Genomic DNA, 26,701 nt, shown 5'->3' with positions numbered 1-26,701 from the left:
CAATCCCAGCGGAAGTGTCTTAAAAGTATGGAAAAGTTATCCCGAATCTTTTTATAAAAAGCTGGTGAATAAGCGGTTTTTTCTGAAGATTCGGGATAATCCAACTTTCGGTATAACCGTTTTGTGCAAGCCCCGAAAATGGCGCAAAAAAACGGAGGTACACGCTTTTCTTACGCATCCTCCGTTTCGCGGGCTTTTTGCAGTCCCTCTGCTGTGTATTTCATTACGGTCAGCTCTTTTTCGTCCATTGAATTAAGCATGACATCTATCTGTTTCCGGCAGGTGCTCTCTCCGTTGAGCTTGTCCGGGAAAAAGAATTGATCCACGGAAATCTCCAGCACGGTGACAAGCTGGTAAAAAACATTGAGGCTTGGTTTCTGGCCCCGGTTTTCCATATACATGATGGAGCGCGGGGTGCGATCCACAAGCTGAGCCAGGTACTCCTGCGTCCAGCCCTTTGCCTCCCGTTTTCGTTTGATCTCACGGCCCAGGGCGTGAAAATCAAGATGTTTGTCGTATTGGTACATTCTCATATCACCCTATATTATTCTACATTTCGGGTGAGCCTATGAGAACGAAATGCAATTTGACTTGAAGTAGTATTTTATTTCATATTATTGATCGAAAAGCCTGCTTTTATATTTGGCGATCATTTGTTGTGTAACTGTGATTTCAGTTTCAACAATAAGCGCATTGTGCTGCACATTTCCGATGACATAATACGGAATATCCTTTTCCACCTCCAATTCTTCTATTTGCCTTGTAAGCCCTTTGCTATTTTTTTTCAAATAATCAAGGCGTTCTTCCAAACACTTTATAGCTTCGCCTACTCCAATACTTTCGGCAAAAAAGCTCGCAATCATAAATGGAATAAGATCGTAATCAAAATGAGTAAGAAAAAATTTAATAGCTGTATTCCATTCTTTCGTGCCAGCATCGGTTAGCGAATAGACTGTTTTATCAGGCATATTTCCATCTTTTTGTACTCTGCCAGTGATATATTGTTTTTTTTCTAAGGATTTAAGTGTTGCATAAACTGTGGAGTCTGCAATATCATACCAATCTTTTAATTGAAAGCGCGATAGCATTTTGATAAGTTCATACGCATTAACTGGATGTTTTTGGATTATCCCTAAAATAATAGTTGCCGTTTTCGTAAGCATAGTTTTACTCCCTTGACATTAGTCTTGAATTGTAGTACTCTATATATAGAGTACTACAATTACATATTAACTTTAGTATATCAGTAAAAGCAAGGAATGTAAAGGAGGAAAACTATGCCGCAATTAAACAAAGGCGGGAAATATGTATTTGGATGGTCGGTAATAGGAGCAGAAGGGACAATGCATTTTCCGACAATGGCGCTATCTGAATACAATTTGACCAGTGAACCGGAAATCATTATTTTCACTGGTAGTAAAATAACTGGCGGTTTTTGCGTCACAAATCAAAGGATGTTAGCATCTTCAAAATTAAAGCACATCATAGATGATTTGCCGGGATTGACAGGGGAACATTCAAGTAGTGCGGGTCAGTTTATTCCATATAAGGGAAGAAGCTATGCATGGCTTCCATTATCCAAAGAAGGAACAGTGCAGCTACCCCAAAAAACGCTGAAATTTCTTAATCTTAAAGCCGGTGATCGGTTAATGTCCATTCGTAGTAGCGACATCGCTTTTACAATGGGAGCTAAAGGGCCTCTTATTGAAAAGGGAATGAATTATCCTGGACAGATAGAAGTTTTCTGACTTTTCTAAACCTCATACAAGATTTACCGCCCAACGGGATAATAAAAAAACCGTTGTTTCGGCGGCTGGATCATCACGCGCCAAAACAAAATACAGTAGCCTTACGGCGGTTTTGAAATAACAAATTTCAAGCCGCCGTTTTCTTTTTGAAAAATTAGAATACGGGGGGTGTGTTAAAGTCGCCCTTTTTTAAGGATACGGCGGTGTCCGGGAGGTATCGCCGTGTCCTTTTCTCTTTTCCATCCCCCTAACCTGTCAAAAAAAGCTCATCCCCCGAACAGGATCAGTCCGGCGGTGGATGTGCAATTTGGCAGTACATAAATGAATGTATAATTTCGTGCGCTTGTGTGGCCTTGTGTCGCGCAGGCGCATTTTGTTTGTCCGACTTCTGGACACTTTGTCCAGAGGTGCGGAGCGGCTCCCCTGGGTGCCGCTCTCCGCCAGTCCCCGTTTCGGTCACTCGTTCACCCAACACCGAAACGGAGGTTTATAATGACTACCATCAATCTGAAAGATTTTTATTATTGGTACACGCAGGATCAGTTTATCGAGGTTTCTGACGAGGTGGCCGAAGTATTTTTGGCTGATGCCCGCCATGAGATGGCTTATCAGCGGCGGCTCTCCCGGCACAAGGCGCAGTATTCCCTGGACTGTGAGGACGGGATTGAATACTCGGCCTGTTTGCATGAACCTACGCCCCAGGAGCTCTTGGAGCGGATGGAACTCTTTATCCGTCTGTGGAACGCGCTTAACTCTCTGCCCGAAGCCCAGGGCCGCCGTGTAGATGCCTGTGTCATTCTTGGCAAGACCTATTCTGAAGTAGCTGAAGCGGAAGGTGTTCACGAAAGCGCGGTGCGGCGGGCTGTGGAGCGTGGTTTGGAAAACATGAAAAAACATTTGAAAAAATCCCGCTGAACCAGTCCGAATATCATCCAAAAATGTCTCGGTTTATGAGAGGAGGTTTTCTTTTCTCCGCAGATGAACAAGGGCGGCCCCGAGCGCAATCCAGGGAGCCAGGCGGTGGGTGCGCGGTGACTTTTCCCAAAGGAAAATGAGCGAACAACACCAGCGCCGCAAGTGGGCCGGGCCATCCCACGGCCACGATCCGGCAGTGGACAGGCTGGCCGCCTGTCCCTCCGGGCCGCCCTCTCGTCTGCGAGGGGGCGCCGCGCCGAGTATAGTTGTCTTTGGACAGGTCAAGGAAATGGGCGCGGCGTTCCCTAAATTTTATCAAAGGGGGAATTAGAAAATGAAATACGATCCCGTATTGGCCGCTATGCTGGTCGAGCCGTGGAGCAACAACGCCTGCCGGGGATATGTGATCTATGCGATGGAAAACTGCGGTTTTTCCCCCGAGGACATCCGGCGCGTTGTCGGTGAGCTTCACTATGTATTTGACTTCAAAACGCTGGACGAGGCCCAGCACCATTACGAAAACGGCCCCTATTAACTTCGAGACATTGTGTCCCGATGTGAGGACAGGCCAAAGGGCGGCACTTATGCGGTGCCGCCTTTTCGCGTTTCCCCACAGGACAACCGGGAGGCGTTTATCAATCTGAACAAAGGAGGTTTTACCGTGAAATTAACCGCACAGGAACTGGAACGAATGAAAAGCGTTGATATTGGCGCAGTCTCCCCCGAGTCTCTGCCCGATGTGAGCGGTATGACCTTTGATAACACTCTTTCCCACAAAGAGCGCGTCATAAGGTTTTTGCAAGTTGCCAAAAACCTGTACTGCTTCAACATCGGCGGAGTCGGTGTAAAAATTGAATTTGCGGAAGGTGGGCCGTCTTTGCAGGACACCTTGACGGACTATTTGATCCGGCAAAAAAGCGGGCTGTGACTTCGGCTGCGGCCCGCCCCAGCTTTGAGACAAAGTGTCCCGAGGCGGAGCCATCCTTGTTGTCCCTATGGGACAGAGTTATAATATAAGTGTAATGTGATAGGGAAGGAGGAACAATGTCACGAACAAAAAACAGAGGGTTTCAACAGAGTTTCTCTCCCTCTTATACGATCCGGCGCTGGCGGCTGGGCGAATATATCCGGCTTTCCAAAGAAGATTTGAAAAAAGGAAAAGACGATAGCAACAGCGTTAAAAACCAGCGCGACCTGCTGAATGACTTTTATCAAAAGCACATTGAGGAATTTGAAAGCGTTTCCGAATATGTGGACGATGGACACACAGGGACGGATGCCAACCGCGAAAATTTCCAGCGGCTCCTGGCCGATGTAATGAGCGGGAAAATCAACTGTGTTGTGGTAAAAGACCTTTCCCGTTTTGCCCGGAATTACAGTGATGCGGGAAGTCTGATTGATAACCTGTTTGTGCAGATGGGTGTCCGTTTTATCAGTCTTGCTGAAAATGTGGACAGCTACCTCAACCCGGACAGCGTTTCCAGCATTATTGTTCCGATTACAAATGTAATGAATGATCAATACTGCTATCAGACTTCAAAGAAGATCCGCCAGGTGTTTGACTATAAGCGGCGCAACGGCCAGTACATCGGCTCCTTTGCCCCCTACGGCTATATAAAAGATCCAAAAGACAAACACCAGTTGATTGTCGATCCCGAGGCCGCCGAGATTGTAAAGCTCATTTATAACATGACTTTGCAAGGTGAAACAAGACGGGCTATCGTCTACCACCTAAACGACCACGGCATTCCCAGCCCGACAAGCTACCGAAAAAATAAAGGTCTGCCATATTCGTGCGCTGTATCTGACAATCCCATGTGGGGGGATCGGGTGCTTACAAACATTCTTACCAACCCTATTTATACCGGGGATTTGGTACAGGGCCGCCGCCGTGTGAAAAGCTATAAGGTACATGAAATTGAGGCTGTGCCGGAGGATGAATGGGTGCGGGTGGCCGATACCCACGAGGCGATTATAGACCGTGAAACCTTTGAAAAGGTGCAAGCCCTATTGAAGCGGGATACCCGGACGGCCCCACGGAAAAAGGAGCTACATCTGTTTAGCGGTTTTCTCCGCTGTGCAGATTGCGGAAAATCCATTACACGGAGCCAGAGCGGGAAAAATGTGTATTACGCCTGCTCTACCTACAAATACCGCTCCCGGGCCGCCTGCTCCATGCACTCAATCAAGCATGAGCGGCTGGAGGCCGCCGTCCTGTTTGCCGTCCGTCAACAGGTACATTTGGCTGTTTCCTATTCGGAGATACTTGCCCGCATCAATTCGGCTCCAGTCAAAAAAAGCCAGTCATTCCGACTGGACGATCTGATTGCCGCAAAGGAAAAGGAACTGGCGAAAATTACCCGATACAAACAGTCTCTTTATCAAGACTGGAAAGACGGGGAAATTACCCAGCAGGACTACCGGACTATGAAGGCCGACTATGAACGGCAAGTGAGCACACTCTCCGATGTGCTGGAACGGTTGACCGCTGAACGGGCAGAACTGGCAAACGGCGTTGACAGTGAGCATCCGGCGCTGGTGGCCTTTAAGAAACACCAGAGCATTGAAACGCTCAACCGGGAAATCCTCATTGATCTTGTCAACTACATCAAGGTTTACGAAAATGGCAATATCAGCGTGAAATTTAAGTTTGCTGACGAATTTCGCAGAATTGCCGAATACATTGAAATTAACATTGAAATTACCATTTCTGAAATTCCCGCCGCGGCGGGCTGATGCCCGCCACATCATTTCTGGCAGTGTGTTTTCCTAATATGAAACATTCATAAGCTGAGGGCGATGTACCGCTATCTGTCCACCCATGGAGACTGCTATTATATTGAATATAGGGGATGCCTCGTTGGAGATGTTACCTTGAGATCTGACGGCGAGATTGCAATCGTAGTCTGTAAGGAATACCAGAACCAGCATATAGGCCGGCGGTGCGTGAAGAACATTATGGAGCTGGCCAAGGAAAAAGGGCTGAAAGAGGCCAAAGCACGAATTTATTCATTCAATACACAAAGTCAGAAAATGTTCTTGTCCATGGGATTTCGTTCGGTCGGTGATGAATGGTATACCTGTGAACTCGAAAAAGGACAAGAAGTTCCAACAACATAGAAATTTACGAAAAGGGCGGCTTTAAACCTCGGGTTTAGAGCCGCTTTGTTCTTTATGAGGAAAGGAGAGTACTCTTTTCCCAATCTGATTGTGACTGGCAAAACATCCGATGTTTAGGTCGTTGGAAAGGCGCTGGGCAGCACCAAACAACCAGGAAGGGCCATAGAATGAGGCCATAGACAGCAGCAATGTCTTAATGAATGGATCTGGGGTTACCGTAGTAGACAGCTGCCCAGATCAAATCGTTGGAACATTCAGCAGCAAGAAACCAGAAAACAATATATTTAACGGATGCGCGTGTCTGACTGGTTTCCCGGATCAATAAAAACACAAAGCAAAGTACAGCACACAACAGCCATCCGGCCAGCCAGGTTTCACCGACTTGTACCTGTCCGATCGAGAGGATCGCAGTAATTATCTATTTCACCTCTGATAGACTCCCGATTCCCATGGCCGGCATTGTGATTGCAAGAATCACCCCTGACAACACTGCAAACCAGATGGCTGTGTTTTTCATGGGACATCTCTTCAGATAAATCAGTCTGACTTTTTGGCCGGGGCAGCCATGGATCCGGTTTGTATGTCGAAGGTTTTGTCTTGGTATCGCTTTTCATGGAAGACGAGCCTCCATTCCACACGATCAACGGGATCAAAATGCAGGCTGGAGCAGGCAGCGCCAAGTTTGCCCTGGGCGGCAGGCTGTCCGCATACGATGGCAGTGGGACCATCGGATCCGCCGATGATGCCGATCACAAGAGCATCGTTGAGGACGGTAGGTTCAAATGGTTTGCTCGAGCAAGGTTTTGGTCTGGGGCGATCCCCGTTGGAGCAGTCCGCTACATCCAGATCGCCACCCGAAAATTCCGGCGTGACCGTATAACTCATAAAATAATAATGGGTGGGATGCTCCATATCCTGCATCATCCGGCTGGTTTCCAGAACCTGCTTCTCGTATTCCTGTACCGTCAGGGTGTATTCCGTACCTCCTTCAGGGTAAATGAAAGAGAAGGTGTCGCCTGGCTTTTCCACCTGGAAATGCGGGCCGGGAATGGAAACCTCCTGCTGTACCATGGTTACCGACAGGTGCTTGATCTCAGGCTTTTTCCTGGTTGCCCAGGGATAGCTGAAGCGGTGGATGACCCATCCGAACGCTGTGTCGAGCTGATAGTGGGCAATCGCCTGCTTGGAATCCTGCTCTGCCTCGGCCGCAGATCTGCCTGGCAGACAGGGAATGTATGACACTTCGCAGCCATGGGAAAAACGGAGCTCTTTGCCGTTCAGCCGAAGGATTGGACGGAAATCCATACACATGGGATTGTCCAGCTCCATCTGCATCCGCTGTTCCCGGGTGAACTGCTCTTCGTCAGCATCTGCACACAGATGCCACTTGTCCATGAAGGCAAGGATGTCCGCAGGCTCGACTCGCATACAGAAATCAACCACCAGTCCTTTGGAGCAGGAATAAACAGATGGGATGATCAAGTGCCGCCCGGCCCAATCAAACTGCATATTTACGGCGATTTCTTTGCCGGGCCGCTGGCCCTTCGGATGGCCCCAGAAGCTGCCGTCAAAGGTTACTTTCCACTGAGGAGCTTCCTTTGGCACGGTGGGGTCATGTCCTCGTCATAGTAATCCTCGGTATAAGGAATAGCAGAAAGATCGAACTCTGCCTGGAGTTTCTTTACATAGTGAAAGGCGTCTTCCATTGGTTCAAGGCTGGTTTTTGACCGGATGGCATCCAGCACGGCCTGCTGATCTGGTGTCGCAGGACAATCCATGAGGAAGGCTTTGTATTGTTCCTCATCCCATGCATAACATTGTTCCAGAGCGGCCATATCCGTGCAGGACAGAAGCAACCGCAGCAGATCCTCAAAATTTCGGGCAATGGGATGTACATAATCTCCGACGTTCATCGGGCTGACTGCAAAGATCATATCCCCAAAACCGCGGATGATGCAGTAGTGGATTCCATCCACACCGGCCCAGCCAAGAACCTTGGCTCCCTTTGGGGTACAGAAATAAGGAATGAACATTCCATTGGTCTCCCAACCCAAGGGGGCCAGATCAATGCCTTTCTTCAAAAATGCTTGATAGGCGAGTGCCATTTGGTTTCAACCTCTCTTTATCGGTGGAATCTTTGTTTCTATGGAAATCAATCCATGAACTGGTATGTTGTGACTTTTTCAGAAAGCAGCCGGGACAGGCTGGCAACATTGCCTTGTACCAAATCCTGCTTCTGCAAAAGGGTGACGCGCTGCCCGAACACAAGAAGCAGAGTGTCTTCCGTTTCCCATGCAGATTCAAAGTCACTGTATGGTACAAACTCTGTCTTGCCTTTTTCTGAAAGGGTCATTCCCTGATCCGAGAAAGACACAGCAGGAACAGGACTTTCCGGAGTTTGATCTTTCCCTTCCAGAAGCAGCCTGGCTGAGCGGTCAAATGGCTTTTCACGGTTCTTTCTGGTTGCCCATAATCCGCTGATACCCAGTACAATGGCGGCTGCGCCTGCCACCAAGGGAACCAACAGTTCCTTTGGCTCCATAAGACCGGGCACAACCAGAATCACCCCCGCCGCCAGACAGAGGACACTGAACAGTCTGGTGCGCAGCCGGCTCCGACTGGGTCTTTGAGAGGGGGAGGGAAGGCGGTCAATGTGACGCCACATGTTGGGATAGCGCTGCCGGGAAAGATATTCTGACCTTTTTTCAAGTGCTTTGCTCACCTGGGGCAGAAGGCGGCTGATATCATAGGAACTGATTTGAAACAGGTAAGAATCGTCGCAATGGCTGGATTTCATCTTTATCACCTTCCGGGTTGTATGGCGGTGTCGTTTTGCAAGTCGATCTGCTGGAAATGTGGTGCTGTATCTATTGTGCCATATACCGCTGATTTTGGCCAGAGATTTCTCTTTGTCTTGTAAACGAACCAGCACTGCATTTTTGGGCACAGATTGAAAATTTTTGCACGATCATACCACTAATAAATGCAAAAATGGCGTAGAATCATAATTTAAAGAGGTGGGAAAGAGATGGTGAAAATCCTGTTCGCCTGCCACAACAGAATTTGCCTCAAATCAAAAAACAACCTAGATAAAATTCTTTTTGCGCTATAGGGTTTTGCTTGCCAACATCTTGCTGATCTTTTTGGAGTGCCAAACTTGCTGATAGAAGGCATAAACATAGGGGGATACATGGCAGAAATAACTCCATTTTATTGCTGCACGAATTGAATCCATTTGAAAAGAGCACCTTGATTCATCTTAGAACCAGGGTGCTCTTTTTCTGTGGCTAATGGAGAAAGGGGAAGCTATGTTGGATTTTTTACGGCGGACAAGCCGATCTTTTTTCATTCTGCCGACAACCCAAAGTTTGAGTTAATGGGTTGGCAGCAGATCTTTGTTTTGCAGCTGAACCTATGTTACGTTTTGATATGGCTAAGAAGAAAGATAATACTCGGAGCTGAAAGGTTTGGGGACTACGGAGTTCTAATCTTCAAATGTAATGCCCAGGTATTCCTTGGCTTCCTTTATGACAACATCCAGTCCAACCTGATAGCCAATCACCTTACACAGATAATAGGATTGGTAGTACAGTTCTCTGCTGCTTTTATCGTCTCCCATAAAATGCCGGCATTCCGCTTCAATTTCCAGACACCGGGGCAGTTCCTGATAATGCCCATATTGAATGCAGGCTTTCCTGCATTCCTGTGCAAGCTCTGCGCCTTCCTCATAGCGACCGCACAAATCCAGAACGCGTGCGTAATTATAAAGAATCAACGGCAAAACCCCAATGGAAGTGATGGTCTCCTGAAAATGTTTGCGCACATACCGCAGCAGCTGGGCGTAAATCTCAGCTGCTTTTTCATTTTGGCCGTCATCGGAATAGGCAAGGCCGATTTGGTTGACCATTGTAATTTCGTCTCTCGAATAAAGAAACTGTTCGATCTGATCCAGCTCAAAGCGGGGGACCGTCAGCCGGATGGCCTGCATCAGCAGGTCAATCTGTTCTTTGGGCGTGTATCGACCATCCAGGCGTCCGAGCAAAACTTTAAAACTTAAAATATATTGCCTGGCGATTTGATCGTCCGGGTCTGTCATTTTTTCAAGCTGTGCGAGCTTTTCAAAACCATCGGATGTCTTTGCAGTTACCCCGCAAGCTGAGATCTCCTTTTTCAGCGCTTCCATCTCCAGTTCATTTTTACTCAGCAGAGCAAAATAGCGGTCATCCGGCAGGCCCAGCCGCTGCAGCAGGACATTGATCCGGTTGCGGCTGGGTGTCTGTTTGCCGTTTTCCAGCCGGGAGAGGGTCATGGGTTTGCAGATGCCCTCGCAGAGCTGTTCCTGGGTCAGTCCCAGGTCCAGCCGTCGTTGCTTGATGTATTCTCCCAGAAAGACGTTTTTCAAGGCTGTGTTTCCTCCTCCGCTATGAATGACTTCCGTTATACTATGTCCGCCGGGGCGGACAAAAACCAATCCGTGCATCGCGCGCACTTCTTGATCAAATAGCCTGTTCATGGCTATTATACCATACCCGAGCCTGATTTTGAAAAAAATTGGGCTTGGCAATTCACTAACACAAAACGATATGTTCATTCCTCATCCCGCGTGCTACAATTTGAACCAGAAAGAGCAAAGAACACAATCCACTGTTCATAGAGACAGATGGAACGATCACAGAAGAGGTGGAAATCATGAAGTATTATCTCAAAAAGTGCTGGCCCGCTGTTACAGCGGCCTCCATCTGTATGGTTGTTGCCTATGGTTTGCAGGTCTGCACCAGTCTGGTACAGATTCAGGTTACCCAGGGCCTGCTGGACGGTGATCTGCGGGCTTTCACCATTCGGATCATTCTTCTTCTGCTGACCTGGCTGGCCGTGGTCCTTTGTTTGATTGCAGAGACCTTCTTCCAGGGCCGGGCCGTGCGCCGGATGAACAATGCTTTGCGCCGGGATATGGCAGCGGGCCTGCTGCACAAGACCCATCAGGAGTATCATAAGCAGGAGAGCGGCGAGTACCTCTCTCAGTTTACCAACGACGTGAACCAGATTGAGCAGATGGCCTGGACTCCGTTTTTCACCATCATGGGTTCTGCGGCACAGGTGGTGTTCGGTATCGTTGCACTGGCATCCATTCATTGGCTGCTTCTGGTGATTTCTCTGGTCATCGCATTGGTTATGATCTTCGTTCCTCGTCTGTTCAGCCAACGGTTGGGAACCGTTGGCACAGCCTGTGCCGCCAGCCAGGCTGACAGCGTCAGTAAAATCAAGGATCTGCTGGCAGGCTACGATGTGCTTCGCTTCTTTGGCAAGGATGAACGGTTTACCAGCGGAGTCGATGCAGCCAGCGACAGCATGGAGCAGGCCAAGTACAAACTGACCATCAACAAGGACGGCATCGGCTGTGGTCTGGCCTATGTCAGCGCCGTCTGCCAGGTGGCCGTTGTCATCCTGCTGGGTGTCCTGATCCTCAATGATATGATTCCTCTGGCCACCTTTATGGGCACCGGCACCATCTGCGCTGGCGTGTACAATGGACTGAACCAGGTGTCCAAACTTGCAGTGTCCTTCTCGGCCAGCAAGCCCTATTTCGATAAGATTACCGTCCATGCCGGCGAGGCACAGCTTCCTGATTTTGGCCTGCCTGCCCTGCAGGAAGGCATTACGGTCAAGGATGTCTCTTTCGGCTACGATGAAAAGAAGCCGATCCTGGTTCACATGAACGCGGAATTCAAGAAGGGCGGCAAATACGCTCTCACCGGCCCCTCTGGCTGCGGCAAGAGCACCCTGCTGAAGATTCTTCTGGGCTGGCTGCCCGGCTACCAGGGCAAGGTCCTTTATGACGAGAGAGATGTGCGGGATTACACGCCCGAGCAGCTCCAGCAGAAAATGAGCTACATCGAACAGAATGTGTTCCTGTTCAATACCACCATCCGTGAGAACATTACCCTGGGTGAGCACTTTACCGACGAGCAGATGGAAAAGGCACTGCGTGACAGCGCCCTGGCAGGTGACCTTGTCAATATGCCCCAGGGGCTGGATACGCCGGTGGGCGAAGAAGGCAGCGCCCTTTCGGGCGGCCAGAAACAGCGTGTGGCTATCGCCCGTGCTCTGATCCATAACCGCAACATCCTGCTTGTGGACAAAGGCACCAGCGCCCTGGACCAGAAGAACGCTGACATCGTGGAGAAGAGTCTGCTGTCCAACCCCGACCTGACCCTGATCCTCATCAGCCATTACCTGAGCGACGAGCGCAAAGCTCAGTTCGATCATGTGTACGAGTTAACGCCTGCATCTGTCATTGCCTGACAGGCCGCAGAAATCAAAGAAAAGCCGGCAGTTTGAGCCTCTCTGTGCACAGACTGCCGGTTTTTCTATGGATAGAGCAAATGGTACTTCCTGTAGAAGCCATGGAACAGCGCTCTGTACCAGGGCAGGTTCCAGTATAAATGTATAAATGGGAAGGAAAGAGGGCTTGAAGCCGTCGTTTCAAATCTGCGCAGCAAAGCGAAACGAATGAGTGTCCTCGTGATAGCTGAGATGATAGACGCCGTGGTTTTGATTCAGCACGTAAAGCACATTTTTTAACCCGAATCCATGCAGCTGGGAATCGTGCCTGCGGGAAGCAACAATGCGGTTGTCGATGATTTTTACCGGTTCCTGGGTGGAGTTTTCCACATAGAGATAGCCGGTAGAGCCTTCCACCTTTGCCTTGAAGTGAATCCAGCGCTGCTGGGAATCCGGTATTTTGCGGCATGCTTCCACCGCATTGTCCAGAAGATTGGAAAAGATGATCACCAGCTCGTCATCCGACAAGGGGAATGCGGATAAATCATCCAGATTCATTTTCATCCGGATGCCGCAGCTCTTGGCCAGGGCCTGCTTCTGACTCAGCAGGACGTCGGCTACAGGCCGATGGGTATCCAGACAATAGGCACAGGAGGGCTGATTCTGCAACAGCTCATCCAGATAGGCCTGCAGTTCGGCAGGCGTCCCGGCCTGGTTGGCAAGGCCCTGCAGAACAGCCAGCTTATTTTGAAAGTCGTGGGTATAGCTTCGCTGCTCCAGATAGGCATCTTTCCAGGAATCCACATTCTGGTGAACCATCTGCAAATTCTGCCGGAAAGAACGATCAAATTCGGCCCTGGACTGCAGCTCTTCCAGATATCCCAGGAGATAGATGGAACCGATATCTGCGATCAGCAGGAACAGGATACAGTTCAGCAATCTGGCTGCATACAAGGGAGATTCCACCGCAATGGAAGCTAGATAAAACACAACCCCCAGGATGCACACCGGAAAGGCCAGCATCCGCATGCTGCTCTGCCAGGAAATATCCTGACGCCGACGGAAGATGTGGCAGAACACCACAATGAGCACCAGTTCCGCCGTCTTGATGACCAGATACGGCAGATAGTGGTTTTGCAGCATATTGGTCAGCTCACCCCAGATCATGGAAGCGATCGACACAAAGAGCAGATCGGTAACGGCCCAGTAGGAATACTGGAAGATGGCAAGGAAGATTCCGTTGAGGATGGGAACACGATAGACATATCTGGCCCATGCTACAATCAGAAGGCAAATCATCGCAATCTTGATAAATGGTATATATGGCCCGTCCTGAAAAAGGAAAACGATACAGAAGTCCAGCAGATAAAAGCAGATGTTTGCCAGATACCGCCTGGCCCGGCTGACTTTTGCTGCGAAGATGTGCCCTGCCAGATAAAATAAGGCCAACCCTTCCAAAAGGGTTGGAACAAGCTTGATCAAACTATCGTTCTGGATCATAGATGTTCCGTCTTCCACAGAAGGAATTTCTGGCGGTTCTCATTGAAACGGAGTCTCGACATGGTTAAAATTTCTTTTGTTTTGAGAAAGACTTTATAATTTGATATTTTTTCGATGTAGCGCATATTGACAAGGTAACTGCGCTGGATTTTCAAAAATCCTTTGTGGTCCAGCTGGCTTGCATAGGAGGACAGGGTTCCGCTGCACTGGATGCAGGCGGGTTTGCCCATCTGATCCAGGTGAGCCAGAGTGCATCTTTTGTGGGTTCCTTCCAAATAGACAACGGACGACAGTCGTACGCAAATTTTACCTTCCGGTGTTTTAAGTGAGATCGACTCCCGGTCGGCATGAAGCTTTTGATGCATATCCTCCAGACACTCGGGAAGTTCCTGGTCAACTTTGGTTTTCAGCAGATAACGGAAAGCCTGCACTTTGTAGCCGGAGGGGGCATATTCGATGAATCCGGTGACAAAGACAAGAATCAGGTTTTCGTATTTTGACCTTAATTGACTGGCAATATCCAGGCCGTTGATGCCGGGCATTTCAATGTCCAAAAACAAAGCGTCGATGGCAGAAAAATCCATCTCCAGCAGCGCCCGGCCATCCACGCACTGACAGCAGCATTCCCAGTTGTGCTCGGCGCATAAATCCCGGACGCGGTGCGCAAACCTTTCTGCAAAGCGCAGGTCGTCATCACAAACAACAAAGTTCACAGTTGATCCCTCCTGTTTCTTTCATATCACAGATTTCTCCAGCTTGTCAAGTGGAGCGGCAGGCCGGTTTTTTGTTCCATTGTAAGCCGAAAAAAGACAAGGGCGGATAGGGATAAATCCCCATACAGTCAGTTTGCGTCTTTTACCGCCTTTTTGCTGCAAAAAATGCCAAATGATGGGAAACTATGGTATGATATAAAACAGAAGTCGTGCGTTTTCCCTGGGGTAAAAATTGTCCTGCTCCTTCAGCCCGGATTTTCCTTGTGTCCGAGCTAAGGTCGGACAGAACCCTGTTTTTCAGGGAAAGCCGAGGCTTCTACTTCTAAGAATATCCGGGGCCAGGGAGAAAGATCCCGGCTCTGATCAAAACAGAGTAGACTGCGGCCAATATCGTGTTCCTGTCGGTGAGCAGCCTGTTTGATCCTGGACGGTACACGGCATCGCCGTGTCATAAATATCAACCAGACCAAAACCTGAGAAAGGAGATACCAGTATGTCAAAGCACTTCGCATCTTTTATTTCCGCGGTGATGCTCTTTGGTGTGATGGGAGGCATCAGCCTGCCTTCATCAGCAGCCGAGAAGGTACAGGCCGTCAGGCGGCTGTTTTCCACTTCGGAAGAGATTACCTCCATCTGCATCCAGGAAAACAATGCTTCTGTGACCATTCGCCTGGGGGAGAGCGACCAGATCCGGGTCAGCTACGCTGACACGTCCGAGGAAAAGTTATATGACATTTACGTCAAGGATGGAACGCTGGTGATTGATAAACTGAAAGAAAATCCACGCGAAGCAGTTACTATTACCAAAACCAGCCACAAGACCGGTCAAACCATTCAGGCTTCGCGTTTTTCAAGTGAGGATGAGTATCGTCTGGAAATAACGGTGCCCCAAAAGCAATATGAATCCATCACGATTACCAATGCGTCCAATGGATGTGCTGAGTTGGATTCGCTTTCTTCCCAAAATATTTCTATCCAGTTAAAGGCCGGCTATGCCGAACTTTCGCAGACCAAATCAAATCGTCTTGATGCAGAACTTGACAAGGGATATATCACGCTGGATGATACAGATTCCCTGGAATATGATTTCAAAGTGGAAACCGGCAAAATCACGGGCAGCGTGCTGGGGAGCAGTAGCGATTATACCATTGAACAGTCTATGGAGCACGGCATTAGCAATCTGACATCCCGTACTGTTTCCGGCAGCAAGGTAATGAAGCTGGCTCTGGACACTGGCATAGTTGACATTGATTTTGCAAGCTGAAGCAACTGACTGACGAGCAAGAAGTCACGAAAACCCGATCTGCCGCTTTGGATCCCGGTGGAAGAGGAGGTCGTTTCATGGAACAGCTGACGGAAAAGGCGTATGGGGCGTTTCTGATTTTTTATGGATTGTTTCTGCTTGCCTGCACGGTCTGGAATCTGAAAATCATCTATGGATGCTACCAAAAGGGCTGCCCTTTTCAGGAAGGCTATCACAAAGTTGTAGCAAACGTTGTTTTGGGTATCGTCTTTTTCTTTCAGGCGCTGACCCCGTTGGGATACAGGCTGATTGTTCTGTTTTTCCTTGTGGGGATGCATTTGTTGTTTTTCGTTCTGCTTTCCCGTCACAACAAGGTGAATCATACAGGGGAGCAGTATCTTTTTCTGGACCATGAAATCAAAAGCATGGAATGGCGGATGGTGCTCGGCCTTGTGCTCCTGGTGATTGCAGGTTTTTTGATGTACCGGGAGTGGAGCTATTGGTATGGATCAAACTGGCTGCATGCCGCAGTCGGGCTCAAATAAAAAGACAGAGAAAATCTGAAAGGAAGTATCATGTCGATGAAAACGAAATGGGTATCCAGAGTGCTTTGTGGTCTGCTTTGCGCCGGTCTGCTGTGCGGCTTTGCTGCGCCCCCGGCAGAAGAAAACGCCGACCTTGTGCCCCGTCAGTTCCAGACGGCCCAGCAGATCGACCGGATCAGCATAGAGGATGCGATCTCCAATGTCACCATCCGCACCGCCGACACCGACCACATCACGGTGGACTACGCCGACACCACCGAAAAGCCCCTCTACACCATTTCGGTGGAGGATGGCCTGCTGAGCATCCAGACAACGACGGAGGAATTCGAAGGGAAGAACATGTCCCCGTTTAAGATTAGGATGGACGGCAAAACCGTTTCCGGACGGCCCGATCATGATCTGGTCATCACCCTGCCCCAAAAGCAGTACCAGGAACTCTCGGTGGCGTTGGCGGTGGGCACCCTTTCGGTGGAGGGGGTGAAGGCTTCCCAGCTGACGGCGGAATCCGCTGTCAACACGGTGGAGCTCAGCGGCATCCAGGCGGATCAGCTGAACACCGCCAGCGCTGTCGGTCAGGTAACTGTGCGGGACTCCCAGATTGGGAACGCTGAGATCGACGGCGCCGTCGGCGGCGTGGTGGTCAAGAACGTCACCGCCTCCGGACAGCTGACGGTGAGCAACGTTGTGGGCAGCGTTTCCCTGGAAGATATGACGGCCCATGAACTCATCGTCCAGGCTGCCCTGGGCCATACTTCTTACAAGAATGTGGAGGCCGCCTATTCCAGTGAGGCGGGGATCTTCAACTGGAGCAGCGGAGCCGTTGCCCGGCCGTAACCTGGGAAAAGCAAAGCGCAGGTTTTCGGGCGGAATGGCCCGGCATCTGCTGACATGCTGTGTGAGAGCTATCATTGAGCTCTTGTTGTTTGACATTTCCAATGAAGCAAGGAGGCGGGCGTTATGAGTTTTGTTGCGGTTGGTTTCGTGCTGACGGTATTGTCCAATACTGCTGCATTTGTTTTTCACATTGCAGTCATTACGGCGTGCATCAAGTACCTGCGGAGCAAGTGAGAACCATCCCAAACGGCGTGCGCTGCGCAAAGGAATTTCAGCGCAGATGTGGATTGGCGGGTGAGGCCGAAACTCCGATGGTCAGGCAAATTCACAAGTATTTCCACGGCAGGAGATGAAAATGGAGCCGCCGTCTTTCAGAGTGCTGGGCGAACGCACTGAAAGGCGGCGGCTTTTGTATTAGCCAAGCTCCGGTGAATGATACTCATCGATCCGCCAGCCGCTCTCTGTTTTTAGCATTCGGACCAGATATTCAACCTTCTCCATGGCTTCATAGGAATACGTTTCGTGATTGTCATAGGTTTCATGGGAATCGTAGTAGGCGACCATGACAAAGTCCACTTGGGAAGTGCTGCTATCCACCAAATAATACTGCTGCGGACAAAAATCATCGGGATACAAGTCAGACACATATCCGGTATAATAAGGAATCTGTTCTAAATCGAAGTCATCACATACTGCTAGACAGCCATCGCTGTCAATGAACTTTTGGGTAAGGGAGTCCTGTAATAGAAAATGGTCTGTAAAAATAGAATGGACAAAATCATCAAATTCCTGATATGTATTTTGATAGAGCTTATAAAAGTGCCCATTCTGTTCCATGCAGGAAGGGGTATTCTGGGTCAAGGGCACAAAACAAGGCGCGTCCTCGATCTTGTATTGTAAAATGCCTAAATTGTCAGATAACCCGCAGAGAGGATACTCCATATTCTGCGCTTTTTCAAAAAGTGCGTATTGTTCCTCATCCAAAAATGCAGAAGGAGAGCTGTAAAGCTGAATTTGATTTTCGGATTCGGAAGCGTTCTCAGTTTCTAAAGGTATAGAGGATACCGCTTGTGACGGCACATCAGATGCAACTTCCAGAGAACAACCCGCTGTAGTTGCTGCTATTATGCCAATGAGCACAGCACAGACTATTTTTAGAGATTTCATTTCTTATATCCTCCCATTGACGCTGAACAACCTGGGGTAGAAGATGGAGGATGGCATAGACACGCATTTAAAATCGATAGAGAATGGCATAACGGATGGAGATCATCTTCATCACCTTTCATGTTATTAAACCCGGCTCTTTTCTTTTTGTATTTCGTACAAGTCCGGCCCTGGACCATACACATAAGATAGACGGCGGGGCCGGAGAAAGCGTTTGCAAAACGCGCAGCCGCAGTCTGTTTACAGAAATTTTAGATCAGAGTCCCATACCGGGGAACCTGCTGAGTTTCGGCAATTTCTTCTTTCCCGCATCGGATTTCCATTTCATCTGGTAAGGACATCCCGGCGGTTGGGGTCTACCACAAAGCTGACGTCCGCCATTTTGTCCAGCAGGGCATCTGCATCGTGGGCCAGCTTGTACTCCATTTCGTCCCGGTAGAGGGGGATCACCTGGTAGAAGTTAACATCCTCGCCGCTCGGCAAAGTGCAGACTTCGCCGCCGTTCCAGACAACATCTTGCGGACCGACGAGGATGGCGGCACAGAGTTCCGTGTCCTCTGCAAAGGGGGACTGCTTGTCCATGGTGTGGCCAAAGCCCAGCCAGGTGTCCTCTGCAATGGGCAGGCGGGCCAGCACTTTCAAGAGGCCGATGGGCCAGTACCACTGTTCCTCCTTCAGGGATTCCTCATCCAGTTTCCAGTCGGGCGGCAGAGCAATGGCCAGCTCCGCTCGCTCCAGCTTGTATTCCGCCAGTTCCTGGGGCACATTCATCCGGTGAGCACCCATACCCATCGTCACCAGCGTGTAATAGTCTCGCTCCTCAGAAGGCGGAATAACGCAGATGTCTACATGGATGTCAGGAGAAACCAGCTCATGGAACACATTCTCAAAGGCACCAAAGGTATTTTTGATGTGCTGCTCTATCGCAGACATCTCATCCCCCGAATAAACTTCCGGCTCACTGTTTTTTCTTGAGGACCAGAAGGCATCCGACTTTGTGCCGTCTGGATTCAGGAAAATCTGAAAATATTGATCCTCTCCAGGCTGCTGATAGAAAAGCCCGATGCGGCGAGTCTGGTCCACAAAGACCGCCGCCAGGGTTCCTTCCGGTTCCCCTTCGGGGGTGTGGGTCAGCCATGCGCCGCGGTCCAAATGCTCTTTCAGCTGCTGCAGCCAATCGATACCCAGTTTGGAGAGCCCGGCTTCGTTCATCCGGAAAGAGAGTTCCACCGGGTGCCCCTGCACCGGATAGTGTAAGTCGCAGCAAGGGGCATTTTTCTGATAGCCATAGCGTTCCGGGTGGAATAGCTCGTAAAAGGCGGCGAGGCCCGCCTGATCCACCCGAATACAGTTGGCTGACAGTTCCTTGTCGTCTGCATCCTGATCCAGCCTCTGCTGGAGGGCCTGGTCGGCGTCTGCATTGATCCAGTGATACACCATCTGCTCGATGGATGCCCCTGCCTCGATTTCCTTTTTCAAAGTCAGGAATTCATAATCTCCCGGCTCCACCGACAGCCCCTGCTGTACAGCGTCCAGCGCGCCGGCCTTGTCTCCAAAGTGAGCCCGCAGCTTGCCTAGTTGCAGCCAGATCCAGGGGTAGCCGGGTTCCTCCTTGGCGCCTTGTTCTGCATAGTACAGTGCTTCTTCCAGCCTGCCGCAGTACATCAGGGCCACCGAATAGCGATAGTACCAGGTGCCGCAGCCTGCGGCATTTTGCTCGGAATCTTTCATCCATTCCGCAGCACGGTAGTAGTGGATATAGTCGTTCAGGTTGTTGCAGGCGTAGGCATACCAAAGAGCAATCTGCAAATCTTGGCGGGCCTGTTTTTCGCTGAATCTTCTTTCTTCCACGCCGTTTTTGATGAAGTCTTCCAGCCAGCGGAGCATTTTTCCGAAGTAGCCGGACACCCCATCGTCAAAGGATGCCAGGGTTTGGATGTCCTCAGCTGAAAGAAGGGAACCGGTGTCATCATGAATATCAGGCTCTGGTTCTTCTTCGTCCAGCAGCGGCACGCCGCCCACATCCCGCCGGAAGGTGTGGAAGTGGGCATAGGGCAGGCCGCTTTCTTCAAAGAACGCCTGCGCCGCTGTCAGCACAGCGGGCAAATCCCAGGCGATAAAATCCAGATAACCGTGATACAGTCCGGTAGCGCCACCCAGGAAGGTTACGGCTTCCTCTCCTGCCTCCCGCAGAATAGCATCCCGCAGATCATCTCGGAACTCCAGAATGGTTTTGATTCGCTCCTCACCGGTAAAACCGGACAGGGGATAGCAGAAGAACCCTGCCGCGATGCCGTCCCGATGATATTCGTCCATCACATCACTGCGGGCGGACATATAGTCGTTGATAAGCACCGGCAGCCGGCAGCTTCCAGTATAGACATCCAGCCGCCAGTCGGCATCGGGGTCCTGCACCGGTTTCAGCTCATAGGTGAGATAACGGTTTTCCAGATAGTCGCTGCCGTCCCGCCAGAGGGTAAAGCCCATGGAGTGCAGCAGCTCCGGCAGTTCGGAAAGGAGCTTGGCCGGTTCATCTTTCGGCTGAGCATAAACATCAAACCCAGCAACAAAGGCGATGGCGGAAACTTCTCCGATGGTTTGATCCACCAGCATCGAGAGGGCCCACCACACCCGGTCGGCGTCCTCCTGCAGAAGGCCCTTCAGCTTCTCAAAGGAAAGAACCAGGTTTACCTGCTGATTGTCGGTGAGTTCCACCCACATCTGGACATCCTCGGCCCGGATTTCGATGTCTCCGGCCCGCAGCATAAAGCCCTCACAGGGCTGGCGGCCCACCCGGACAATCCAGTGTTCCAGCACCGATGCCGGTGCCTGCTGCTGGAAATACACCAGCGGAAACAGGCGGGACCGAAGACCCTCCGGGCTGAGAACCAGTTCATACATTTCGCCATTGAATCCTAGCTCAAAGGCAGTATCACACAGAGCGGTCTTGAGCGCGTTTCCGCATTTTTCAATCAGTTCTTCGCCGCGCTGGTGTGTTTCGTCAGTATCCATGATTTGACGCAGCTCGGCCTCAATCTGGGCAAAAGCGGCCCAGGCTTCCTGCGTCCTTTCTCGGAAGTTTTTGTCAAACCGGGGCAGGGCCAGACAATGGCGACAGGCGTCGATATACTGCTGGGTGTCCTGATCGCCGGGGCGGGCTTTCAGGGCTCGCTCAAAGTAACGCAGGGCGGGGCCTTCCTCATCCAGATAGTAATAGGCCGAAGCCATCCGGTAATTCCAGCAGTGGTCCTCACCCAGTTCCTCCTCGTGGGGCTGGAGCAGGTCCAGGGCTTTTTGGTAGAGGGGATGTCCTGCCGCTCCGATTTCGGCAATAGAAATGTAGGCCTTGGCCAGTTCACTGTCCAGTTCCGGTGTGCGCTCTCCGGCGGGGAGGGCTTCCAGGGTGTCAATGATCTTCTGAACTTCATTCTGTTCGAACCACAGCTGGCATTGTTTCAGCAGTTCCATACGAAATTCTCCTTTTCAGCATCGCCTTTTTTGACGGCGGTCTTACTTTTTGGCGAACTGATTCACAAAGAAGGCTGTGAATGCTTCCAGTTCTTCCTTCTGTTCCAGATAGATATAGAGGCTTTCGTCGTCCAGCCACTCATAGGCATTGATAGCAATATAGCTGCCACGGTCAGGATAAATGATGAAGGCGTCGGTGGGGTATTTGTTGCGGTATGCCTTGTGAATTTCATCCCGGCGGTAACAGACGGGGCCACCGCAGCCGGAAAGATCCGGTACGGTGGGGAGAACCACAATGGTCTGAGTATCCTGGTTCCACCCGACAATGAGGTTGCCGATTTTGGTTTTGCTGCCGTGGACAAAACCATAGTTGAAGCGGCTGACATCTTCGGTGTAACCCACAATAAGCCGGTAAGAGTCGCCATTTTCCACCGCCTGGCGGAACATCTGGCGGATCTTCTGCCGGTTTGTGTTGCTTTTTTCCATGTCAGTCTGTGGGCCTTGAAACAGTTTGCTGAAAAATCCCATGGTTGTATCCTCCTGGTTTTATTGAAATTTTATTTCCCGATCCACCCGGATCACCGGGCGGAAAAAATCATAGTCATTGTGGATCTCGTTGTCCTCCCAAACCTCCGGTTTGCAGTGGGGGGAACAGGGCATATATCCAAGCAGAGGACCCATACCGCCGCAGATGTTGCAGCCCCCATCACCGCCGCAGGTGGTCAATGTTTTTCCATCTACCAGCTCCCGCTTGTAGGGGTCGTAGGCGATGGATAGACCAAAGAAATTGGGCTGTTCCATGTCGTATGGCTTGCCCTGATCTTCCTCACTTTCGAAATGGTGCAGATGCATAGAATGATCCAGCCCATCCCCCCAGGGAAACAGGGTGCGGCATCCGCCCCCGCACAGATAGGCCCACTCGTCCGGTGTGGGGAGGGTGGCTGCCAGCTCCCATACCAGGGATAGCAGAAATTTTGGATAGGTCACCGGATGGCACAGCCACGCCTGCCAGGCATCGCCATTGCGTTCAAAGCGGATCGTCTCGTGGATCTCAAGGCTCTGGCCGTCCCGGTCCGCAAACTTCTGCAACGCATCCAGCCAGTCTGGGTGGGCGGCAATGCGAGGGTCGTTTATGGGGACGCTTTCCCAGCCGATTTCTTCAAGCTTGCGGCCCACCAGCATGGGGCCGATGGTCACCTGGCGTACCGGGGCCATGCCTTGCCTTAGAAAATCCTCCGCAGTGCCCTCATATTCGATTTCTGCAAAAAGACCCGCCAGTTCCTCTAGATTAGCCTTGTCCATCCCTTGGGCAAAGCCCTCCCAACCAAGCGTCACGGTATCGCCTGGGACAAAGACAAACTCCCGGCCCGACTTTTCAAATACACCGGTGGTGCAGCTCTGCCCCCAGCGGGAAAAGGCATACAGTTCCTTGAATGTCAAATGATAACGAGTTGCCAGAGCCTGCATCAGCCGGAGCTTATCAGACCGTTTCAATCGGTCAAATTGTGGACGAAATAGATTTTCGTTCATAGCAGCGCACCTCACAGCAAGTCTGACTTGATACCGCACCGTTCCAGAACCAGCAGCACTTGTTCTGGCTTGGAGGATAGGTAGTTTCTCCTTTTCCCAATTCCCACATCATAGCGACAGCCATGTGGTCAAAGCACTGAAAAATCACCAGTCCCGTTCCCGGATGGCCTCCTCCATATCAATCGGGATACCGAACCACTCCAGAATGTAGGCAACGGTGTCTCCAATACAATCTCGGGCCACCGTTTCAATCTCGCTGTCGTTCTCGTAAAATTCGTCCTGGAGGTTATTGATGCCGCAGACCGCCTCGTCCAGATTTTTCTGTATCACTTCGGTGTCGGTTTCGCCGCTCTCCAGCAGGTCGATAACCTTCTGGAGCTGGGACTTTACCTGGTCCACCAGAAAAACTGGATAGTAATCATCCTGGTACATCTCGTCCAGCAGTTTGTAATTCGGGTCAAATGCTTTCATTGTGATTTCTCCTTTCGCATTCAAATATCAGATTGTATGTCTTATGCAACCGTTATCCCGCAATATTGGCACGCTCTATCCCATTTTCCAGAGATCCGCCGACCTCAACAGTGTGTCCCCAGAACATATCGTCATCATCAAAATAGGCTGTAAGGTCACCCTCGTAAGTAAGGACCAATTCTGACAAAGTAATGCGCTGGGCAGATACTTCTTCTGTAATAGGATCCGCATTTTCCTTCTCATCGTCATCTGCCAGCCACTCATTGGCCGACTCGGTCAGTTCCTTTGCCGCAAATTCCCGCATGGACTTGTCCCAGCTTTCGCAGGATGCCATAACTTTGCGGGCAAAGCTGCGGGCGGTATCCCAGGTTTCTTCGTCCTCCAGGTCAATTTCTAGAGCAAGGGAAACTTTCTCTCCGTTCCACAAGATTTCGCCATCCAGCAGCCCAAAATCCCGGTTCAGCTTCAGAGTTCCCAGGACTTCATCCTTAATGTTCACGGGCTTCTGGTATTCCTCCCATACTGCCTCCAACGGAGGGCAGGGGACAGAAGGCTCCAGTACATCTATAACAGCCCAGCTGTTAAACTGATCCGGAGTGGTATGTTCAGGTACCAACCCATCCAGCAATCTGCGCACCTTCAGACGGCAAATCTGCCCTGGCTGCAAACGTCCCCAGCCTTTTTCACTGTTGCGTTCCGCTTCCGTAACCGGCCACTCCAGCCGGCCTTCTTTGATGCTGACCTTGCCGGTGTTGCAGAACACCATGCCCAGTGTCATGGCGGTCATGTCCCAAAAGTTGCCGCTGTCACCCTTATGGCACCCAGCCCCAATGCACTTGCGAATCAGGGCAATCACTTCCTGCTCCTCAGTCTCGTATTTTTGATAGAATTCCTCAAACATTGCGTTCTCTCCTTATTCCTCAAACTCGCCCTCAATCATTCCATTGAGATATTTTCCGGGAGCAGCGATAAATTCCTCCCATTTGGCTAACGGATGAAACTCCTTATGCTCGATGTCCAGATACCAAAGTTTTTTGTCCCTGGGGTTCCACAGCAGCAGGTAATCGCTATAGTTGTCCATCTTCGCCATGAGGGAGAGCAGCTTTTTTCGTTTCCAGGTCATCTCCTGAATATCCATGTAGGGATAAAGTTCTGCCCATTTCACCAGCTCCCACTCCGGAAATTCCAGACGCAAGGGGCCGGTCTTTAAGTATTCCACCAGCTTGGCAGGCAACTTGTAAGGTATGAGCTGACGTGCTTTTTCCTGTTCGTTGTGCCATTTCTCCGGCTCCAGAGCTTTTAAGTAGGCGGCCATTTCCTGATTTTTGTTCTTCACTGCCACGGTGTAGGGCCGGTCGCCGTATTTATCCGGGATGGTGATGTCTGCACCCTGCTCCACAAGCCAGCGCACCATAGAAAAATCGTTGTGCCGTGCCGCTTCTGTGACAGGTGTGGAAGCGTAAGGAAACACCATATCTGGCTTGTGATAGTTAATGTCCGCCCCGTTTTGAATCAGATACTCCACCAGCAGCTGATTCCCATGGCTTGCCATGCTGCGCAGGGCTTCACCGCCGTATTGTTTCAAATCCATGTCCAGCCTTTCCAAAATGGGGAGCACGTTAGGCTCATGCCGATCCACCAAGTGGAGAAACAGCCTGCATATATCCCTTTGCCCTGCGGGGATTTTGACTCCCGCATCTACCAAAAAGGAAAATAGGGTCAGATCTTGGCTGCGCAGGGAGCCATAAAGTGATTCTTCTGGGTTATGGGTCAAATCTGCTCCGGATTCGATCAGGAGCTGCACCATGTCCATCCGATTTTCCAGCACAGCCAGTTCCAGCGGAAAGGCTTCGCCATCCCGGGGCCACTCTCCAATCATGACTTGATAGCACTGCGGTTCATTGGGAGAGTGCCCTGCATGAAGCAGGGAACCAAGCGCCTTTATGTCGCCGCTTTGGATGGCAGCCATCATGGAAGGTACATTTAAGTAACTTACTTCACTCATCCGAATCCTCCTGTCATCCTATTGAAAAATTTCCGGATACCGTTCCTTCAGTTCCTCCGGCGCTGCTTCCACAACTTTCTGACGCATCCTGGATGCACTGGTCAAAGAGCGGTTGCAGTTCTTCCTGTACCTCGGGATTCATCCAGTGACAGCGTCCGTCCGCACTATTTCGTTTTGGTAGACTCATGTAATGCTCTCCTCTCATGTTTGCTGGTACAGCAGAGATACAATGCACCGTCCAGTATCAGCTCTAACTTTTGAAATAAAAGAAACGCCCCGCATCAGCCTGCCATTGGGGCAGACTGACACAGGGCGCGAAAAGGCCGCACAAAACCAAGGACATTTGTCCGAGGGCAGCGTTCCTTGTACGACTGAGAGTATTCTGTTGTTTTGTGTCCGTTTAGACATGGAGATTGAACTCTAATCATCTTGTTCTACCCGAGGCATATTCTCTTTGATATGCTGCATCTCATCCACTAGAGCCTTGACCTGGAAGTCCACCATCTCCTCCGCCACTTCCGGGAAAAGAAAGGGCATGGTGTCGGGGATGGCCTTGTGGACCATCATCATGGCTAGAGCCAGATTGCCAAACAGACGGGGGTCTATGCTGTCTGCCGGGAGGCCAAAGATAGAGAGCAGGTTGCCATAAAAAACAGTCTGATCCCGCCGGAATGCCTGGAAATTCTCTTCGGAAAGGCAGCGGTAAACCTGCTGTTCTTCCTCAATGGACAAAATGGCAACCCCACTTTTGGCTCCATAGCAGCAATTTTTCAGGAATGTCTCCACTCCTGCCCGCCAACTGAGGGATGGATCTTTCATCAGATGCCGCGCGTAATCCAGCAGCCGGGGCTGCTGATATCGCAGGGCTTGGCACACCAGTTCCTCCTTGGAGGCAAAGAGACTGTAGAAAAAGGTTTTGGAGATACCTGTTTTTCGGCACAAAGTTTCAATGCTGCTGTGGATCAGACCCCGGCCCACAATACATTGGAGTACAGCGACCATCAAGGCCTCTTTTACCTGCTCCCGCTCCTGTTCTGAATAGGCTTTCCGTGCCATAAGCCGTCACCACCTTGATAAAGTACAAAATTCAAAAATAGTCTTTATTGATATTATACCGAAGCTGGATGGAAAAGCAAGTCAATTCAAAAAATAAGTTGCTG

At 50.4% G+C, this 26,701-nt stretch carries 27 protein-coding genes; 11 read left to right on the top strand and 16 right to left on the bottom strand.

The window, feature by feature from the left end:
- Positions 1 to 170: 170 nt before the first annotated feature.
- Together B5E67_RS01970 and B5E67_RS01965 are read right to left on the bottom strand one after the other, a co-directional pair.
- Positions 171 to 527, bottom strand: coding sequence for a helix-turn-helix transcriptional regulator (locus B5E67_RS01970; RefSeq protein WP_087382306.1), 357 nt, complete (start codon positions 525 to 527; stop codon positions 171 to 173).
- An 87-nt stretch (positions 528 to 614) separates the two neighbouring features.
- Complete coding sequence (locus B5E67_RS01965) at positions 615 to 1,163, bottom strand: PadR family transcriptional regulator (RefSeq protein WP_087382303.1); 549 nt, start codon at positions 1,161 to 1,163, stop codon at positions 615 to 617.
- Positions 1,164 to 1,277: 114 nt separating this feature from the next.
- On the opposite strand from B5E67_RS01965, the gene B5E67_RS01960 reads away from it, so the two are divergent.
- The 6 genes from B5E67_RS01960 to B5E67_RS01935 all read left to right on the top strand — a co-directional run bounded on the left by B5E67_RS01960 (position 1,278) and on the right by B5E67_RS01935 (position 5,783).
- Positions 1,278 to 1,748 (top strand): hypothetical protein, encoded by a 471-nt coding sequence (locus B5E67_RS01960; RefSeq protein WP_087382300.1) that lies wholly within the window; start codon positions 1,278 to 1,280, stop codon positions 1,746 to 1,748.
- 492 nt (positions 1,749 to 2,240) lie between these two features.
- Positions 2,241 to 2,663: a sigma-70 family RNA polymerase sigma factor gene (locus B5E67_RS01955; RefSeq protein ID WP_087382297.1), complete on the top strand. Its 423-nt coding sequence runs from the start codon at positions 2,241 to 2,243 to the stop codon at positions 2,661 to 2,663.
- Positions 2,664 to 2,997: 334 nt separating this feature from the next.
- A complete protein-coding gene (locus tag B5E67_RS01950) occupies positions 2,998 to 3,198 on the top strand; it encodes a hypothetical protein (protein ID WP_087382293.1) in 201 nt (66 codons plus the stop codon).
- A 126-nt stretch (positions 3,199 to 3,324) separates the two neighbouring features.
- A complete protein-coding gene (locus B5E67_RS01945; protein ID WP_087382290.1) occupies positions 3,325 to 3,591 on the top strand; it encodes a DUF6870 family protein in 267 nt (88 codons plus the stop codon).
- A 116-nt stretch (positions 3,592 to 3,707) separates the two neighbouring features.
- A complete protein-coding gene (locus B5E67_RS01940; protein WP_087382287.1) occupies positions 3,708 to 5,399 on the top strand; it encodes a recombinase family protein in 1,692 nt (563 codons plus the stop codon).
- Between the two features lie 63 nt (positions 5,400 to 5,462).
- The gene (locus B5E67_RS01935) at positions 5,463 to 5,783 is read left to right on the top strand and encodes a GNAT family N-acetyltransferase (RefSeq protein WP_087382283.1); all 321 of its coding nucleotides are present in this window, start codon (positions 5,463 to 5,465) and stop codon (positions 5,781 to 5,783) included.
- Between the two features lie 537 nt (positions 5,784 to 6,320).
- On the opposite strand, the gene B5E67_RS01930 is transcribed toward B5E67_RS01935, so the two are convergent.
- From B5E67_RS01930 to B5E67_RS01920, 4 genes are all read right to left on the bottom strand, one after another.
- Positions 6,321 to 7,388 (bottom strand): sodium ion-translocating decarboxylase subunit beta, encoded by a 1,068-nt coding sequence (locus B5E67_RS01930; protein ID WP_242956708.1) that lies wholly within the window; start codon positions 7,386 to 7,388, stop codon positions 6,321 to 6,323.
- Positions 7,358 to 7,888: a hypothetical protein gene (locus B5E67_RS15800; RefSeq protein WP_242956707.1), complete on the bottom strand. Its 531-nt coding sequence runs from the start codon at positions 7,886 to 7,888 to the stop codon at positions 7,358 to 7,360. Before B5E67_RS15800 ends, B5E67_RS01930 begins: the two co-directional genes overlap by 31 nt.
- A gap of 47 nt (positions 7,889 to 7,935) precedes the next feature.
- Positions 7,936 to 8,580, bottom strand: a complete 645-nt coding sequence (locus B5E67_RS01925) for a YcxB family protein (RefSeq protein ID WP_087382280.1) — start codon at positions 8,578 to 8,580, stop codon at positions 7,936 to 7,938.
- Positions 8,581 to 9,267: 687 nt separating this feature from the next.
- Entirely contained in the window at positions 9,268 to 10,185 is a 918-nt protein-coding gene (locus B5E67_RS01920; RefSeq protein ID WP_158098838.1) for a helix-turn-helix domain-containing protein, read from the bottom strand.
- Between the two features lie 287 nt (positions 10,186 to 10,472).
- Here B5E67_RS01920 and B5E67_RS01915 point away from each other — a divergent pair, with 287 nt between their 5' ends.
- Positions 10,473 to 12,086 (top strand): ABC transporter ATP-binding protein, encoded by a 1,614-nt coding sequence (locus B5E67_RS01915; protein WP_087382274.1) that lies wholly within the window; start codon positions 10,473 to 10,475, stop codon positions 12,084 to 12,086.
- Positions 12,087 to 12,266: 180 nt separating this feature from the next.
- Here the strand turns inward: B5E67_RS01915 and B5E67_RS01910 are convergent, their stop codons facing one another.
- Together B5E67_RS01910 and B5E67_RS01905 are read right to left on the bottom strand one after the other, a co-directional pair.
- A complete protein-coding gene (locus B5E67_RS01910) occupies positions 12,267 to 13,364 on the bottom strand; it encodes a GHKL domain-containing protein (protein ID WP_158098837.1) in 1,098 nt (365 codons plus the stop codon).
- Positions 13,365 to 13,561: 197 nt separating this feature from the next.
- Complete coding sequence (locus B5E67_RS01905) at positions 13,562 to 14,278, bottom strand: LytTR family DNA-binding domain-containing protein (RefSeq protein WP_087382267.1); 717 nt, start codon at positions 14,276 to 14,278, stop codon at positions 13,562 to 13,564.
- Positions 14,279 to 14,771: 493 nt separating this feature from the next.
- On the opposite strand from B5E67_RS01905, the gene B5E67_RS01900 reads away from it, so the two are divergent.
- From B5E67_RS01900 to B5E67_RS01890, 3 genes are all read left to right on the top strand, one after another.
- Positions 14,772 to 15,542 carry a DUF4097 family beta strand repeat-containing protein gene (locus B5E67_RS01900; RefSeq protein ID WP_087382264.1) on the top strand — a complete coding sequence of 257 codons (771 nt, stop codon included), beginning with the start codon at positions 14,772 to 14,774 and terminating at the stop codon, positions 15,540 to 15,542.
- Positions 15,543 to 15,619: 77 nt separating this feature from the next.
- On the top strand, positions 15,620 to 16,066 hold the full coding sequence (locus B5E67_RS01895; RefSeq protein ID WP_087382261.1) for a hypothetical protein: 447 nt from the start codon (positions 15,620 to 15,622) through the stop codon (positions 16,064 to 16,066).
- A 36-nt stretch (positions 16,067 to 16,102) separates the two neighbouring features.
- The gene (locus B5E67_RS01890; protein WP_158098836.1) at positions 16,103 to 16,900 is read left to right on the top strand and encodes a DUF4097 family beta strand repeat-containing protein; all 798 of its coding nucleotides are present in this window, start codon (positions 16,103 to 16,105) and stop codon (positions 16,898 to 16,900) included.
- 414 nt (positions 16,901 to 17,314) lie between these two features.
- Here B5E67_RS01890 and B5E67_RS01885 read toward each other — a convergent pair whose 3' ends face one another.
- Complete coding sequence (locus B5E67_RS01885; protein WP_087382255.1) at positions 17,315 to 18,067, bottom strand: hypothetical protein; 753 nt, start codon at positions 18,065 to 18,067, stop codon at positions 17,315 to 17,317.
- Between the two features lie 95 nt (positions 18,068 to 18,162).
- Here B5E67_RS01885 and B5E67_RS01880 point away from each other — a divergent pair, with 95 nt between their 5' ends.
- A complete protein-coding gene (locus B5E67_RS01880) occupies positions 18,163 to 18,402 on the top strand; it encodes a hypothetical protein (RefSeq protein ID WP_087382252.1) in 240 nt (79 codons plus the stop codon).
- Here B5E67_RS01880 and B5E67_RS16075 read toward each other — a convergent pair.
- The 7 genes from B5E67_RS16075 to B5E67_RS01845 all read right to left on the bottom strand — a co-directional run bounded on the left by B5E67_RS16075 (position 18,392) and on the right by B5E67_RS01845 (position 26,597).
- On the bottom strand, positions 18,392 to 21,535 hold the full coding sequence (locus B5E67_RS16075; RefSeq protein ID WP_343286507.1) for a suppressor of fused domain protein: 3,144 nt from the start codon (positions 21,533 to 21,535) through the stop codon (positions 18,392 to 18,394). The genes B5E67_RS01880 and B5E67_RS16075 overlap by 11 nt on opposite strands.
- Before the next feature lie 42 nt (positions 21,536 to 21,577).
- Positions 21,578 to 22,063 (bottom strand): hypothetical protein, encoded by a 486-nt coding sequence (locus tag B5E67_RS01870; RefSeq protein ID WP_087382250.1) that lies wholly within the window; start codon positions 22,061 to 22,063, stop codon positions 21,578 to 21,580.
- Between the two features lie 18 nt (positions 22,064 to 22,081).
- The gene (locus B5E67_RS01865) at positions 22,082 to 23,065 is read right to left on the bottom strand and encodes a hypothetical protein (protein WP_087382243.1); all 984 of its coding nucleotides are present in this window, start codon (positions 23,063 to 23,065) and stop codon (positions 22,082 to 22,084) included.
- A gap of 144 nt (positions 23,066 to 23,209) precedes the next feature.
- Positions 23,210 to 23,536, bottom strand: coding sequence for a DUF5713 family protein (locus tag B5E67_RS01860; RefSeq protein ID WP_087382239.1), 327 nt, complete (start codon positions 23,534 to 23,536; stop codon positions 23,210 to 23,212).
- A gap of 52 nt (positions 23,537 to 23,588) precedes the next feature.
- Positions 23,589 to 24,437 carry a DUF2262 domain-containing protein gene (locus B5E67_RS01855; RefSeq protein ID WP_087382235.1) on the bottom strand — a complete coding sequence of 283 codons (849 nt, stop codon included), beginning with the start codon at positions 24,435 to 24,437 and terminating at the stop codon, positions 23,589 to 23,591.
- Between the two features lie 12 nt (positions 24,438 to 24,449).
- A complete protein-coding gene (locus tag B5E67_RS01850) occupies positions 24,450 to 25,541 on the bottom strand; it encodes an ankyrin repeat domain-containing protein (protein WP_204246510.1) in 1,092 nt (363 codons plus the stop codon).
- A 420-nt stretch (positions 25,542 to 25,961) separates the two neighbouring features.
- Positions 25,962 to 26,597, bottom strand: coding sequence for a TetR/AcrR family transcriptional regulator (locus B5E67_RS01845; protein WP_087382232.1), 636 nt, complete (start codon positions 26,595 to 26,597; stop codon positions 25,962 to 25,964).
- Positions 26,598 to 26,701: the final 104 nt, after the last annotated feature.

Origin of the sequence: Faecalibacterium sp. An122, from assembly GCF_002160895.1 — a bacterium.
Lineage (GTDB): Bacteria > Bacillota > Clostridia > Oscillospirales > Ruminococcaceae > Faecalibacterium.
The sequence above is the reverse complement of the archived record's forward strand: the minus strand, read 5'-3'. Positions and strand labels throughout refer to the sequence as shown.